Source organism: Yersinia sp. 2541 StPb PI (genome assembly GCF_052217145.1).
In the GTDB taxonomy this organism is placed as follows: domain Bacteria; phylum Pseudomonadota; class Gammaproteobacteria; order Enterobacterales; family Enterobacteriaceae; genus Yersinia; species Yersinia enterocolitica_E.
This window is the reverse complement of the sequence record NZ_JAZGQB010000001.1, coordinates 3,881,182-3,897,265: the sequence shown is the minus strand read 5'-3', so window position 1 is coordinate 3,897,265 and position 16,084 is coordinate 3,881,182. Positions and strand designations below refer to the sequence as shown.

The following is a 16,084-nucleotide window of genomic DNA, read 5'->3' as shown; positions in this document are numbered from 1 at the left end:
TTTTGTTTGAATATAAATTCAAATTTACAGGATTTATATTCACAAATAAAATCACTTTAACGCTTCAGCTTGCCTAATTACCCGTTTCATAAAAGTTAAAACCCGAGGCTGCCAGGTAATGGTATTACCACTGCTACGTTATCACTTTGCATTGCTTTATCAGTGAAGTTGTTAAAATGTGCTGGGTTTCATGATTTTGGTCAAGGTCCGTATGGACAGCTAGTGAATACTTTGTTACTTTATCGTCACGTTTTTGAAATTGGTATTACCAATTGACTCCGCGCTACTCGCAGAGACGATTCACTCAATACGGCTTACAGCGCGACTTACAACAAATTATGGCCTACAACAAAATACGTCAGCCCAAATTATCAGATGTCATCGAGCAGCAGCTCGAATACCTGATCTTGGAAGGGACGCTGCGTCCGGGGGAGAAATTACTGCCTGAACGCGAGTTGGCGAAGCAATTTGATGTTTCCCGACCTTCTTTGCGAGAAGCAATTCAGCGCTTAGAAGCTAAGGGACTGCTGTTGCGTCGTCAGGGGGGCGGGACTTTCGTGCAAACCAATCTGTGGCAAAGCTTTAGCGATCCGCTGGCAGAGCTACTGGCTGACCATCCAGAATCACAATTCGATCTGTTAGAAACCCGTCATGCTCTCGAAGGTGTTGCTGCCTATTATGCAGCATTGCGCGGCACTGATGAAGATCTGCAACGTATCCGTGAATGCCATACTGTTATTCAGCAAGCGCAGGATAACGGCGATTTAGATGCTGAGGCAGATGCCGTTATGCAGTATCAAGTGGCTGTCACAGAGGCTGCGCATAATGTGGTTTTGCTGCATTTACTGCGTTGCATGGGGCCGATGCTGGAACAAAACGTAAGACAGAACTTTGAATTGCTTTACTCGCGCCGCGAAATGCTGGCAACAGTAAGCAGTCACCGCGCCGGGATTTTTGAGGCGATTGTGGCACGCGAGCCAGAGAAAGCCCGCGAAGCTTCACACCGTCACTTGGCGTTTATCGAGGAAATTCTGTTGGATCTTAGTCGGGAGCACAGTCGCCGTGAGCGATCTTTGCGTCGGCTCCAACAGCGCAAGGACTAGAAACGAATCATTCAGGTTGCGCCTCTGCAAGACCTCAATAACTCGTTTTATACCCCTCGTACTTGAAGCTACAGGGTTGTCAGCTGCGTGAACTCACCCGAATCACTGACTTGGGTCAGCTCATCGAGATTCGTTCTCTGGCAGCGCTGCCGTAACTCCAATTTCGTTGGGTAGTTATTCTCATTTGAGAATTATTAGCGGCAACTATACCCAAAATAATTCGAGTTGTAGGTAGGCGGCAAGGGAATGACAAATCGGTCGTAGGCCGATTTGAACAGCATTTATGCTAGCCCGTAGGGTGAGTCTCAAAGAGACTCATTAATCCTCAGGAGCTTACTTGGGTAAGTGACTGGGGTGAGAGAGTACAGCCAACGCCTCTACAGCTTGAAGTATGACGGGGACAAACTGATGGGCCTATCTTCCGGTGTTTTCACCAGGGCACGTGCTTTAGCCTGGGGTTAAAGCACAGGAAGATAGGCTCCAAATAAACCATTAGAAACAGATAAGGAATACCACCATGTCAGAACGTTTAAATAATGACGTGGATCCGATCGAAACCCGCGACTGGCTACAGGCGATCGAATCGGTCATCCGTGAAGAGGGTGTTGAGCGTGCTCAGTATCTGATTGATCAGGTTTTGGGCGAAGCCCGTAAAGGTGGCGTGAGCGTTGCGGCAGGCTCTGCCAACCGTGATTACATCAACACCATCGCGGTAGAAGACGAACCCGCTTACCCTGGCAACCTGGAGCTTGAGCGTCGTATTCGTAGCGCTATCCGTTGGAATGCTGTGATGACCGTGTTGCGTGCGTCGAAGAAAGATCTGGATTTGGGCGGCCACATGGCATCCTTCCAGTCTTCCGCTACCTTCTACGAGGTTTGCTTCAACCACTTCTTCCGTGCTCGTAACCAAAAAGACGGCGGCGATCTGGTTTACTTCCAGGGCCACATTTCTCCAGGTGTTTACGCGCGTGCTTTCCTTGAAGGCCGCCTGACTCAAGAGCAAATGGATAACTTCCGTCAGGAAGTCGATGGTAAGGGTCTGTCTTCTTACCCGCATCCGAAACTGATGCCTGAATTCTGGCAGTTCCCAACTGTATCGATGGGCCTTGGCCCAATCAGTGCAATCTATCAGGCCAAGTTCCTGAAATACCTCCATCACCGTGGTCTGAAAGACACTGCAGCACAGACCGTGTACGCCTTCTTGGGCGACGGCGAGATGGATGAGCCGGAATCCAAAGGTGCGATCACCATCGCGACCCGTGAAAAACTGGATAACCTGGTCTTCGTTATCAACTGTAACTTGCAGCGCCTGGATGGCCCGGTTACCGGTAACGGCAAGATTATCAATGAGCTGGATGGTATCTTCAATGGTGCTGGCTGGCAGGTTCTGAAAGTGATTTGGGGTAGTCGTTGGGATGAGCTGCTGCGTAAAGATACCAGCGGTAAACTGATCCAATTGATGAACGAAACCCTGGATGGCGACTACCAGACCTTTAAATCCAAAGACGGCGCTTATGTCCGCGAACACTTCTTTGGCCGTTTTCCTGAAACTGCTGCATTAGTGAAAGACATGAGCGACGATGAGATCTGGTCTCTGAACCGTGGCGGTCATGATCCGAAGAAAGTCTTTGCCGCACTGAAGAAAGCACAAGAAACCACCGGTAAACCAACTGTTATCCTGGCCCACACCATTAAAGGTTACGGCATGGGCGAAACAGCAGAAGGTAAAAATATTGCTCACCAGGTGAAGAAAATGAACATGGAAGGGGTTCACCACTTCCGCGATCGTTTCAATGTACCAGTTGCCGATGCTGATATCGAAAAACTGCCTTACATTACCTTCGAGAAAGATTCCGAAGAGTACAAATATCTGCATGAACGTCGTCAGGCGCTGGAAGGCTATGTGCCAACCCGCATGCCTAAGTTCACCGAGAAGCTGGAAATCCCTGCGTTGTCAGATTTCAGCTCCTTGCTGGAAGAGCAGAACAAAGAGATCTCTACCACTATCGCCTTCGTGCGTGTGCTGAACGTGATGCTGAAGAACAAATCTATCAAAGACAGAATTGTTCCAATCATTGCTGACGAAGCGCGTACTTTTGGTATGGAAGGTCTGTTCCGTCAGATTGGTATTTACAGCCCGAATGGTCAGCAGTACACCCCGCAAGACCGTGAGCAGGTTGCTTACTACAAAGAAGACGAAAAAGGCCAGATCCTGCAAGAAGGGATCAACGAACTGGGTGCTGCCTCTTCATGGCTGGCTGCTGCGACCTCATACAGCACCAATGATCTGCCAATGATCCCGTTCTACATCTACTACTCCATGTTTGGTTTCCAACGTATCGGTGACCTGTGCTGGGCTGCGGGTGACCAACAGGCGCGTGGCTTCCTGATCGGTGGTACTTCAGGTCGTACTACTCTGAATGGCGAAGGTCTGCAACATGAAGATGGTCATAGCCACATTCAGTCACTGACTATCCCGAACTGTATCTCTTACGATCCGGCCTATGCTTATGAAGTTGCTGTCATCATGCATGACGGTCTGGAGCGTATGTACGGTGAAGCGCAGGAAAACGTCTATTACTACCTGACCACGCTGAACGAAAACTACCACATGCCAGCAATGCCACAGGGCGCAGAAGAAGGTATCCGTAAAGGTATCTACAAACTGGAAACTGTTGCAGGTAGCAAAGGCAAAGTGCAGTTGATGAGTTCAGGTGCAATCCTGCGTCACGTTCGCGAAGCGGCTCAGATTCTGGCTAACGACTACGGTGTTGGTTCTGACGTGTACAGCGTAACTTCATTCACTGAACTGGCTCGTGACGGTCAGGATTGTGAGCGTTGGAACATGCTGCACCCAACAGAAACGCCACGCGTTCCTTATGTGGCTCAAGTCATGAACGACGCACCAGCAGTTGCTTCTACTGACTACATGAAGTTGTTCGCTGAACAAATTCGTAACTTCATTCCTGCCAGCGAGTTCCGCGTGCTGGGTACAGATGGTTTCGGCCGCTCTGACAGCCGTGAGAACCTGCGTCACCACTTCGAAGTTGATGCTTCTTACGTTGTGGTTGCAGCTCTGGGTGAATTGGCTAAACGCGGTGACATCGACGCCAGCGTAGTTGCACAAGCAATTACCAAGTTTGGTATCGACGCCGATAAAGTTAACCCGCGTCTGGCATAAGAGGTAAAGAACAAATGGCTATTGAAATTAACGTACCAGACATCGGTGCAGATGAAGTGGAAGTCACCGAAATTATGGTGAAAGTAGGCGATACCGTTGAAGCGGAACAGTCGCTTATCACCGTTGAAGGTGATAAAGCTTCCATGGAAGTCCCATCACCGCAGGCGGGCGTAGTTAAAGAAATCAAAATTGCAGTTGGCGATACTGTCGCGACCGGCAAACTGATGATGATCTTCGAAGCAACAGGTGCCGCTGCGGCGCCTGCAACAGCCGAAGAAAAGCCAGCAGCCCCGGCTCAGGCAGCGGCTTCTGTGGCCAGCGCGGCGAAAGACGTTGCGGTGCCGGATATCGGTTCTGACGAAGTTGAAGTCACCGAGATTATGGTCAAAGTGGGCGACACTGTTGCGGCTGAACAATCGCTGATCACTGTAGAGGGCGATAAAGCCTCTATGGAAGTGCCAGCGCCATTCGCCGGTACCGTTAAAGAGATCAAAATCAGCACTGGCGATAAAGTCAGCACCGGTTCTCTTATCATGGTATTTGAAGTAGCAGGTGCTGCGGCACCCGCTGCGGCAACTGAGTCAGCACCGGCAGCAGCACCGGCGGCGGCAACAGCCTCTGCGGTTAAAAATGTCGACGTGCCAGACATCGGCGACGATGAAGTTGAAGTGACTGAAGTGATGGTTAAAGTCGGGGATAAAGTTGCCGCTGAACAATCACTGATCACCGTTGAAGGCGATAAGGCTTCAATGGAAGTGCCAGCACCATTTGCCGGTACCGTTAAAGAAATCAAAATCAACACTGGCGACAAAGTTAAAACCGGCTCGCTGATTATGGTGTTCGAAGTGGAAGGCGCAGCCCCTGCTGCCGCGCCTGCCCAGCAAGCGGCTCCTGCTGCTGCACCGGCTAAAGCGGCCAGCGCTCCTGGCGCGAAAGCTGAGAGCAAAGGCGAGTTCGCTGAGAATGACGCTTACGTGCATGCCACGCCGGTTATCCGCCGTTTAGCGCGTGAATTTGGCGTAAACCTGGCGAAAGTGAAAGGTACCGGCCGTAAAGGTCGTATCCTGCGCGAAGACGTTCAGGCCTACGTGAAAGATGCGGTCAAACGTGCTGAAACAGCACCAACTGCTGCCACTGGCGGCGGTCTGCCGGGCATGCTGCCTTGGCCGAAAGTTGATTTCAGCAAGTTCGGTGAGATTGAAGAAGTTGAATTAGGCCGTATCCAGAAAATCTCTGGTGCGAACCTGAGCCGTAACTGGGTCATGATCCCACATGTAACTCACTTCGACAAAACCGATATCACCGATCTGGAAGCGTTCCGTAAGCTGCAGAACGACGAAGCTGCCAAGCGTAAGCTGGACGTGAAGTTCACCCCAGTGGTGTTCATCATGAAAGCTGTTGCTGCTGCTCTCGAGCAGATGCCACGTTTCAACAGCTCACTGTCCGAAGACGGTCAGAAGCTGACACTGAAAAAGTACATCAACATCGGTGTCGCGGTAGATACGCCAAATGGTCTGGTCGTTCCGGTATTCAAGGATGTGAACAAGAAAAGCATCACTGAACTGTCCCGTGAACTGATGGCTATCTCCAAGAAAGCTCGTGATGGTAAGCTGACCGCTGGCGAAATGCAGGGCGGTTGCTTCACCATCTCCAGCCTGGGCGGTATCGGGACAACTCACTTCGCGCCGATTGTTAACGCGCCGGAAGTGGCTATTCTGGGTGTATCCAAGTCTGCGATAGAGCCAGTCTGGAACGGTAAAGAGTTCCAGCCGCGTCTGATGATGCCGATGTCGCTCTCCTTCGACCACCGTGTGATTGACGGTGCTGATGGTGCGCGCTTTATCACCATCATCAACAACATGCTGGCCGACATTCGTCGTCTGGTGATGTAATCGTCAAGGCCGGCTTAGCGCCGGCCTTGTTATACCTTTCGTTCTTGAAGTCGCAGGGGTGTTAACGCGCCTACAGTTTGAAAGATGAAGGGTATTTCGCCGGACAAACAATTAAGAGGTCATGATGAGTACTGAAATTAAAACTCAGGTCGTGGTACTTGGGGCAGGTCCAGCAGGGTACTCTGCTGCTTTTCGTTGCGCGGATTTAGGTTTGGAAACCATTCTGGTTGAGCGTTACTCTACTTTGGGTGGTGTTTGCCTGAATGTGGGTTGTATCCCTTCCAAGGCATTGTTGCACGTTGCTAAAGTTATCGAAGAAGCTAAGGCGCTGGCTGAACACGGTATCGTTTTTGGTGAGCCTAAAACTGACATTGATAAAGTCCGTGTCTGGAAAGAGAAAGTTATCAATCAGTTGACCGGTGGTTTGGCAGGTATGGCTAAAGGCCGTAAAGTCAAAGTGGTTAATGGTTTTGGTAAATTTACTGGCGCGAATACCTTAGTGGTTGAAGGCGAAAATGGCCCAACTACCATTACCTTCGATAACGCGATTATCGCGGCCGGTTCTCGCCCAATCCAACTGCCATTTATTCCTCATGAAGACCCACGTGTTTGGGACTCAACTGATGCACTGGCACTGAAAACCGTACCTGAACGTCTGCTGGTTATGGGCGGTGGCATCATCGGTCTGGAAATGGGTACGGTTTACCATGCGCTGGGCTCGAAAATTGATGTGGTAGAAATGGCTGACCAGGTTATTCCGGCTGCTGATAAAGACGTGGTGAAAGTTTTCACCAAGCGCATCAGCAAGCAGTTCAACCTGATGCTGGAAACCAAAGTGACGGCGGTAGAAGCCAAAGAAGACGGTATCTATGTCACGATGGAAGGCAAAAAAGCGCCAGCAGAACCACAGCGCTATGATGCCGTTCTGGTGGCTATTGGCCGTGTACCTAACGGCAAATTGCTGGATGCCGGTCAGGCTGGTGTAGAAGTTGATGAGCGTGGCTTTATCCACGTTGATAAACAACTGCGTACCAACGTGCCGCATATCTTTGCTATCGGTGACATCGTGGGTCAGCCAATGCTGGCACATAAAGGTGTGCACGAAGGTCATGTTGCTGCTGAAGTTATCTCCGGCCTGAAACATTACTTCGATCCGAAAGTCATTCCATCTATTGCGTACACTGAACCTGAAGTCGCATGGGTGGGTCTGACTGAGAAAGAAGCGAAAGAAAAAGGCATCAGCTTTGAGACCTCCACCTTCCCGTGGGCGGCATCGGGCCGTGCTATCGCTTCAGATTGCGCAGACGGTATGACTAAACTTATCTTCGACAAAGAAACTCACCGTATCATCGGTGGTGCCATTGTTGGGACTAACGGTGGTGAACTGTTAGGTGAAATCGGTCTGGCGATCGAGATGGGTTGTGATGCGGAAGATATCGCGTTGACCATCCATGCTCACCCTACCTTGCATGAATCTGTCGGTCTGGCTGCGGAAATCTACGAAGGTAGCATTACCGACTTGCCTAATCCGAAAGCGAAAAAGAAATAATTTTCGCTAATACAGCAAGATAATGAAGCGGTTCCTTAACAGGGGCCGTTTTTTTGTTTAAAGGTTTTTATCACTCAGGTATTTTTTATCGATCAAAAATCGATCCCGCCCGTAGTTGGCTGGGCGAGATATGAAAGGTCCGCCGCAGTGCGGTGGCAAAGTTGGCTGGGCTGGTATAACCAGCAATGGCGGCGGCTTGATCGATACTGACTCCTTCTTTCTGTAATGCCAGCATAGCCCGCTTTAAACGACAATGGCGCAGATATTCAAATACCGTAATGTGGTAACTTTCACGAAAACGTCGCTGCAAGGTACTCTGGCTCATATTCACCAGACCGGCTAATTCACTCATCGATAGGTGGTCAGCCTCACCACTTTCCAGCCAGTCACGTACCTGCTGGACTCGGTTCAATCCACGTAATGAGATTTTATTTTGCTGTTGAGCTTGCTGCTCCAGTGAACTGAACGCTTCAATGATCAGCCCAATACATTGTGTTTCCCATTGCAACCGCTCCAGCGGCGTTGAAAAGGGTGGGGCGCTCGCTATTTTCTGAGCAATGGCTTGCGAGTGAACTGATGGGCGCCATAAATGAATCGCCAGATGCTGTTGGGTAAAGTTATACAACGTATCCCATGCGCCGGCTTGTGGCAGCAAATCGCCATACAGCCATTCACGGTCAAAAGTCAGTGTTAATGTGCGCTCGTGACTGTTGTTTTTACCGTGGCGAGTAAACAGGGTGCTTTCAGTTAATGAGACCAGCGAGGCATCGCCTTTTTCCTGCAAATGCAACTGTTGACCGCCGAATGAGATATGCGCGCTGCCACTAACCACAATAGCCAGTTTCAGTGCTGGATTAAGCCGGTTTTGTGTCTTGATATCACAGAGGTTGGTGACATTCGCGGTATGTAAAATCAGATGTGGGTTCAGACGCAATACTTGAAAGTCGCCAAACAATACCGGGTCAGTGGACAATGATTTCACGCTGCTCAGTTGATAATCACTGGCAACCAGATTCGATTGTTGCACAATTTGTTCACGATAAATCGGTTTGGATGAGGGAGAGACATTGCGTAATTTGTTTTGCTTCACCGCCGACATGACGAACTCTCCACTGACATTATGACAACATTGACGTTCTGACAAACAGATTTGCTGTTTGCACAAACCTTTTCCCTATATGCAAATGTAACAATTAACGCGATGAATTGATAATGGAAATAATTATCAATCTTGTTCGCCTTTATCGCCCAGCGAATAGATTGCCAGAGATTTTACTCTGCGGATATTTGCTGTGGGCTTTTTTGCATCAGGGGAAAGTGTAATGAAAGTAAAATGGCAACGGCGTTCTCTGACGACATTGATCGGTATTTGCATATCGACTCCGCTCTGGGCACAAACTCAAGCGACAAATCAAGCTGAGTCCACAGCAGCGACACAGACGACAGCGCAAACAACCGCCACCACATCGCAGCAAGAGCCTGCTGTGGCCGGTGGGTCGGCAACCACCGGAGATACGCTGGTGGTGACCGCTCAACAGCAAGTTCGTCAGGCGCTGGGGGCATCCACTATCACCGCAGAAGATATCCGCAAACGGCCACCCGCGAATGACCTGTCCGAAATTATCCGCACCATGCCGGGTGTTAATCTTTCCGGTAACTCTGCCAGTGGTCAGCGTGGCAATAATCGCCAAATTGATATTCGTGGCATGGGACCTGAAAATACGCTGATTATGATTGATGGCATACCGGTCTCCAGCCGTAATGCGGTGCGTTATGGCTGGCGTGGTGAACGTGATACCCGTGGTGATACCAACTGGGTTCCCGCGAATATGGTTGAGAAAATAGAAGTTTTACGCGGGCCGTCAGCGGCACGCTATGGCAACGGTGCAGCCGGTGGTGTAGTGAATATCATCACCAAACAGCCGGACAAAGAACTACATGGTAGCTGGAACGCCTACATGAACCTGCCGCAGCACAGTGAGGAAGGCGCGACTCGTCGTACCGATTTCAGTCTGTTGGGGCCGCTAAGTGATACCGTCAGTTTCCGCTTGTATGGCGGATACAATAAAACCGATGCTGATGATTGGGATATTAACCAAGGCCATGAATCTGCCCGTACCGGTAACCAGGCCGGTACACTGCCTGCTGGCCGTGAAGGGGTACGAAATAAAGATATCAACGGGTTACTGCGTTGGGAATTTGCCCAAGGCCAATCTCTGGAGTTCGAGGCAGGTTATAGCCGCCAGGGAAATATTTATGCCGGTGATACACAAAACACAAACAGCAATGCCATAGTTCGCAGCTTATACGGTGCGGAAACTAACGTGATGTACCGCGATAATTTCTCGCTAACACACCGTGGCTTTTGGGATAACGGCGTCAGTACAACCTCCTATTTTCAGTATGAAGATACGCGCAACTCACGAATTAATGAGGGGCTGGCGGGCGGTACAGAAGGCATATTCTCAAATAAATATTTCAGTACTATCAAGCTGGACAACTATCTGGCCCACTCCGAGGTTAACCTGCCATTTGAATTGGGCGTTAATCAGGTGCTGACCGTGGGGGCGGAATGGAATGACCAGAAAATGAACGATCCAAGCTCTAATACCCAAACGACGAGTGAGGGTGGCAGTGTCAGCGGCTTGACGGGGACTGGGCGTAATACTCGTAGCTCGGCGCAGATAGCCTCGGTATTTGTTGAGGATAATATCGAGTTGACGGATACCACCATGCTCACCCCAGCACTGCGCTTTGATCATCACAGCACCGCGGGAAGTAACTGGAGTCCGGGCCTGAATCTGTCACAGGAACTGGGTGATTACTTCACCATGAAAATGGGTATTGCCCGTTCTTATAAAGCGCCAAATCTCTATCAAACCAACCCTAACTATCTGTTATATAGCCGTGGTCAAGGTTGCTATGGCGGTGGCGGCAGTTGCTACCTGATGGGTAATGATTCTCTGTCTGCTGAAACCAGCGTAAACAAAGAGATCGGGTTCGAGTTCCACGATGACGGCATTATTGCCGGTATCACTTACTTCCGTAATGATTATCGTAATAAGATCGAGCCGGGTTTGGTCTCCCTCGGGACTGCCAGTGGTGGTACCGGTGCTTATGCTAATTCCGATATCTTCAAGTGGAGTAACGTGCCGAAAGCGTTGGTGGAAGGGTTGGAAGGTAATCTGACCGTGCCCTTCACTGAGACAGTACAGTGGAGCAGCAATCTGACCTACATGCTGGAGTCGAAGAACAAAAGCACCGGCGATTACTTATCGATCACGCCGGAGTTTACTTTGAATAGTTCACTGAACTGGCAGGCAACTGATGATTTGTCACTGCTATCCACGGTGACCTGGTATGGGCGTCAGAAGCCGAAAAAATATGACTATCAAGGTCTGCCGGTTACGGGTACGGCACGCAATGAAGTCAGCCCATATGCCATCTTTGGTCTCAGTGCTAGCTATACAGTGACAAAAAATGTCAGTGTCACCACTGGGATTGAAAACCTGTTCGACAAACGCCAGTTCCGTGCCGGGAATGCTCAGAGCGTAGCCGGTATCGCGGGTGCAGGGGCAGCGACTTACAATGAGCCGGGCCGGACCTATTTTGTTAGCTTGAATACCCAATTCTAAATGCCCTTCATACTTGGGGCATAGAGTCTTTTATCAAAGCAGAAACAGTGGTTATCGGCTGTTTCTGCTTCATTTATCGCCACAATATCTTCCCTTCGTTATTTATCACCCTAAAAGTCATATCAATAGCACGAGATTCTCATAGAGAGATGGTATCCATTCATTTACTGTGGTTATCATACAGCGGTGTTTTTGCGGATATTGCCCTACGGTGAGAGGCTAACTGAGAGCCATTATCAATACTTCAGGTGATTACACTGCGCTCAACGATTCAGCAAAAATTTAATGTTGCTTTTATGTGAACGAATTAACACTGAGTTCAAATACTGGTATGCTGGCTGGGCAAACTGGGCATCTTACTTACACCTACTGCATCAGTGATGATGGCTGGTGGCTACTGATAGCCTGGAAATATACCCAATAGATTTCAAGGTGCAGGAAGGCGGCCAACGAGAGAGTCCCGATGAGCTTACATAAGTAAGTGATTCGGGTGAGCGAGAGCAGCCAACACATCTGCGGTTTGAAAGATGATGGGTATAAATGACAATAAAAGCGAGGAGAGAGTCGTGCTAGAAGAATACCGTAAGCACGTAGCCGAGCGTGCTGCTGAGGGTATCGTCCCCAAGCCATTAGATGCATCACAAATGGCCGCGCTGGTTGAATCATTAAAAAATCCGCCGGCGGGCGAAGAAGAATTTTTGTTAGATCTGCTGATCAACCGTGTTCCACCCGGTGTTGATGAAGCAGCCTACGTTAAAGCCGGTTTCCTGGCGGCGATTGCCAAGGGTGAAGCCAACTCCCCTCTGATTAACGCTGAAAAAGCGATTGAACTGCTTGGCACTATGCAGGGCGGTTATAACATTCATCCGCTGATTGATGCGTTAGATAACGAAAAGCTGGCACCGATTGCGGGCAAAGCGTTATCTCACACCTTGCTGATGTTTGATAACTTCTACGATGTGGAAGAAAAAGCCAAAGCGGGTAACCCACACGCCAAGAAGGTGATGCAATCCTGGGCTGATGCCGAATGGTATCTCTCCCGACCGCCTTTGGCCGAAAAAATCACGGTCACCGTATTCAAAGTAACCGGTGAAACCAATACCGATGATTTGTCCCCGGCGCAAGATGCCTGGTCGCGCCCTGATATTCCACTACATGCCTTGGCGATGCTGAAAAATGCCCGTGAAGGCATTCACCCAGATCAACCGGGTAGCGTTGGCCCGATCAAACAGATCGAAGAACTGAACAAAATCGGTTTCCCGCTGGCCTACGTCGGTGATGTGGTCGGTACCGGTTCTTCCCGTAAATCCGCCACTAACTCGGTGCTGTGGTTTATGGGCGACGACATCCCTTACGTGCCGAACAAGCGCGGCGGCGGTGTGGTGCTGGGCAGCAAAATTGCCCCGATCTTCTTTAACACGATGGAAGATGCCGGTGCTTTGCCAATCGAAGTGGATGTTGCCAATCTAAACATGGGCGACGTGATTGATATCTTCCCGTATCTCGGCGAAGTACGCCGCCATGATACTGGTGAGATACTCGCGACCTTCGAGCTGAAAACTGACGTGTTGCTGGACGAAGTCCGTGCTGGTGGGCGTATTCCACTGATTGTTGGCCGTGGCTTGACCACTAAAGCTCGTGAGTCGCTGGGTCTGCCAGTCAGCGAAGTATTCCGTGTGGCGAAGCCGGTTGCCAAAAGCAATAAAGGCTTCTCGCTGGCACAGAAAATGGTTGGCCGCGCATGTGGTGTTGAAGGTGTGCGCCCAGGCGAATACTGCGAACCTAAGATGACCTCGGTCGGTTCACAAGACACCACCGGCCCGATGACCCGTGATGAACTGAAAGACCTGGCCTGTCTGGGCTTCTCCGCTGATTTGGTGATGCAGTCATTCTGCCATACTGCCGCTTATCCTAAGCCCGTTGATGTGACCACTCACCATACTTTGCCTGATTTCATTATGAACCGTGGTGGCGTATCGCTGCGTCCTGGTGATGGCATCATCCACTCGTGGTTGAACCGCATGCTGTTGCCAGATACGGTTGGTACCGGTGGTGATTCCCATACTCGTTTCCCGATTGGGATCTCCTTCCCGGCAGGTTCTGGTTTGGTGGCCTTTGCGGCCGCAACAGGTGTAATGCCTTTGGACATGCCTGAATCGGTGCTGGTGCGTTTTAAAGGTAAAATGCAGCCGGGTATCACTCTGCGTGATCTGGTGCATGCAATTCCTTACTACGCGATTCAGGAAGGCCTGCTGACGGTTGAGAAGCAAGGCAAGAAGAACATCTTCTCTGGCCGTATTCTGGAAATTGAAGGTTTGCCAGAGCTGAAAGTCGAGCAAGCGTTCGAACTGGCTGATGCCTCTGCTGAGCGTTCTGCTGCCGGTTGTACCATTAAACTGGATAAAGCGCCGATTATCGAATACCTGCAATCCAATATCGTCTTGTTGAAGTGGATGATTGCGGAAGGCTACGGTGACCGCCGTACGCTGGAGCGACGGGTTAATGGTATGGAAAGCTGGCTGGCGAATCCAAATCTACTGGAAGGCGATGCCGATGCGGAATATGCAGCGGTAATCGAAATCGATCTGGCTGATATCACACAACCTATTCTGTGTGCGCCAAACGATCCAGATGATGCTCGCTTGTTGTCTGATGTGGCTAACAGCAAGATCGATGAAGTGTTTATCGGTTCTTGCATGACCAACATTGGCCACTTCCGTGCGGCGGGTAAGTTGCTGGATCAACATAAAGGCCAATTGCCAACACGTTTGTGGGTTGCACCGCCGACCAAAATGGATGCCGCACAGTTGACTGAAGAGGGCTACTACAGCGTCTTTGGTAAGAGTGGTGCCCGTATTGAGATTCCGGGCTGTTCACTGTGTATGGGTAACCAGGCTCGTGTGGCTGATGGTGCGACAGTGGTTTCTACGTCAACCCGTAACTTCCCGAATCGCTTGGGGAATGGGGCAAATGTCTATCTGGCGTCGGCTGAACTGGCGGCGATTGCATCACTGCTGGGGCGTCTGCCAACGCCTGAGGAATATCAAACTTATATGGCTCAGGTTGATAAGACCGCAGAGGATACTTATCGCTACCTGAACTTCGATCAGTTGAGCCAATATACGGACAAAGCTGACGGTGTTATCTTCCAAACCGCAGTCTAAACAGCTATACCCTTTGTCTTTGGAGTTACAGGGCTGTTAGCTTGCCGCCTATCTGTAACACCAATTACTTTGGGTATGATGTATAATACGTATCTGACGGGAGGCCTATGGCCTCCCGTTTCTATTTTAAACAAACCGTCTGGTAGTGAAATCTTAGTGGTATTTACCGGCTTTGCGAGCTTGCGCCAAGTGGGTGGGCTAAATACGGTTACAATAATTATAAGAGCATCAGGAGGGCATGCTATGGACTATGAATTCTTGCGTGATTTAACAGGGCAAGTGCTGGTCAGATTCTCCATGGGACATGAAGTGATCGGCCATTGGCTCAATGAAGAGATTAAGGGCGACCTGGCGAAACTCGATCAAATTGAAGCTGCCGCTATGGAAGTGAAAGGCAGTGAGCGCCAGTGGCAGTTGACCGGCCATGAATATACCTTGTGGCTGGATGGGGAAGAAGTGATGGTGCGTGCCAATCAACTGGATCTAGACGGCGATGAGATGGAAGAGGGCATGAATTACTATGATGAAGAAAGCCTCTGTCTGTGCGGGTTAGAGGACTTTCTGCTGGTATTGAAAGGCTATCGTAACTTCATTACTTCTAAATAAAATATTTACTCAAAGAACTTGGAGTTGCTGCCAACCTGCGGCTTCAAGTCCGAAGGGGATTGCGGCTGGCAGACCAGCACAGCAGAGAACCTACCACCACCATCGCCACTCCAGGCCAGAAAGCGGCTGAGGGCAGGGTATTGAGCCACAAGCTGGCAATCAATATCGATAGCAGTGGTGTGAAGTAGGATAGAGCAGCCACTAATGTGGCATTGCCCTTTTTCATGGCAATATCCCAACACAGATAGGCCAGCGCAGTGTTGGCTCCCATAAGTAACAGTTCAAATGTTGCCCGTGTGGTGAAATGCAACTTGCCGGGGGTCAGCATAAAGAACATGACCCACAAACACAGGGCGCAGGCGAGTAAAAACAGCGGCAACGCCCCTGGTCCACGGCTGTACAAACGGACCAGATTGGAATAAGCCGCCCAGGTAAACGCCGCGATGAGTGCCAGGCTGTAGGCCAGAGGGTTACTGCGAACATTGGTGCTCAATACGTTGATATCTAGTCCGTTTCCACCGCTGACTACCCAGATTACACCGAATAAAGCAAGTGCAACTCCCAGCCATAACCACCAACGGGCACGCAGCTTAAGTAATGGAACCGCTAACAGCAAGGTTAAACTCGGCCACAGGTAATTGATCAAGCCAATTTCCAGTGTCTGCTGACGGTCATTAGCCATACCAATAGCCAAAGCGAACGCCACCATATACACCACAAATAGTAAACCACAACCGTACAGATAAGCTGGATGCTGTCCACGTAACGTAGGTTTACCCGCCACCAACCACACCAAAACTCCACTCAGGCTGTAAATTGCCGCTCCGGCCCCAAACGGACCCAAGGTTTCAGATAGTCCGCGCGTTAAAGCGACACTCATGCTCCAAAGCAGGATTGCAATAATGCCATATAGGGTGGGGAGGCGGTTCATTCGCGGGGTCATTCCTTGAGTTG

Annotated in this window: 9 protein-coding genes; 7 read left to right on the top strand and 2 right to left on the bottom strand. The window is 50.1% G+C overall.

What is annotated here, in order from left to right; translation table 11 throughout:
• Positions 1–338: 338 nt before the first annotated feature.
• The 4 genes from pdhR to lpdA all read left to right on the top strand — a co-directional run bounded on the left by pdhR (position 339) and on the right by lpdA (position 7,725).
• Positions 339–1,103, top strand: coding sequence for a pyruvate dehydrogenase complex transcriptional repressor PdhR (pdhR, locus tag V1953_RS17510; protein ID WP_049613280.1), 765 nt, complete (start codon positions 339–341; stop codon positions 1,101–1,103).
• A 517-nt stretch (positions 1,104–1,620) separates the two neighbouring features.
• Positions 1,621–4,284: a pyruvate dehydrogenase (acetyl-transferring), homodimeric type gene (aceE, locus tag V1953_RS17505; RefSeq protein WP_083160488.1), complete on the top strand. Its 2,664-nt coding sequence runs from the start codon at positions 1,621–1,623 to the stop codon at positions 4,282–4,284.
• 14 nt (positions 4,285–4,298) lie between these two features.
• The gene (aceF, locus tag V1953_RS17500; protein ID WP_372568682.1) at positions 4,299–6,176 is read left to right on the top strand and encodes a pyruvate dehydrogenase complex dihydrolipoyllysine-residue acetyltransferase; all 1,878 of its coding nucleotides are present in this window, start codon (positions 4,299–4,301) and stop codon (positions 6,174–6,176) included.
• 124 nt (positions 6,177–6,300) lie between these two features.
• Positions 6,301–7,725, top strand: coding sequence for a dihydrolipoyl dehydrogenase (gene lpdA, locus V1953_RS17495; protein ID WP_050086092.1), 1,425 nt, complete (start codon positions 6,301–6,303; stop codon positions 7,723–7,725).
• An 85-nt stretch (positions 7,726–7,810) separates the two neighbouring features.
• Here lpdA and V1953_RS17490 read toward each other — a convergent pair whose 3' ends face one another.
• Positions 7,811–8,824 carry a helix-turn-helix domain-containing protein gene (locus tag V1953_RS17490; RefSeq protein WP_420072767.1) on the bottom strand — a complete coding sequence of 338 codons (1,014 nt, stop codon included), beginning with the start codon at positions 8,822–8,824 and terminating at the stop codon, positions 7,811–7,813.
• Between the two features lie 223 nt (positions 8,825–9,047).
• Here V1953_RS17490 and V1953_RS17485 point away from each other — a divergent pair, with 223 nt between their 5' ends.
• The 3 genes from V1953_RS17485 (at position 9,048) to yacL (ending at position 15,130) form a co-directional block, all read left to right on the top strand.
• On the top strand, positions 9,048–11,360 hold the full coding sequence (locus tag V1953_RS17485) for a TonB-dependent siderophore receptor (protein ID WP_153046286.1): 2,313 nt from the start codon (positions 9,048–9,050) through the stop codon (positions 11,358–11,360).
• A gap of 566 nt (positions 11,361–11,926) precedes the next feature.
• Complete coding sequence (gene acnB / locus V1953_RS17480; RefSeq protein WP_083160482.1) at positions 11,927–14,524, top strand: bifunctional aconitate hydratase 2/2-methylisocitrate dehydratase; 2,598 nt, start codon at positions 11,927–11,929, stop codon at positions 14,522–14,524.
• 243 nt (positions 14,525–14,767) lie between these two features.
• Complete coding sequence (yacL, locus tag V1953_RS17475; protein WP_083160480.1) at positions 14,768–15,130, top strand: protein YacL; 363 nt, start codon at positions 14,768–14,770, stop codon at positions 15,128–15,130.
• A gap of 43 nt (positions 15,131–15,173) precedes the next feature.
• Here yacL and yddG read toward each other — a convergent pair whose 3' ends face one another.
• Positions 15,174–16,061, bottom strand: a complete 888-nt coding sequence (gene yddG, locus V1953_RS17470; RefSeq protein ID WP_083160478.1) for an aromatic amino acid DMT transporter YddG — start codon at positions 16,059–16,061, stop codon at positions 15,174–15,176.
• Between the last annotated feature and the right edge of the window lie 23 nt (positions 16,062–16,084).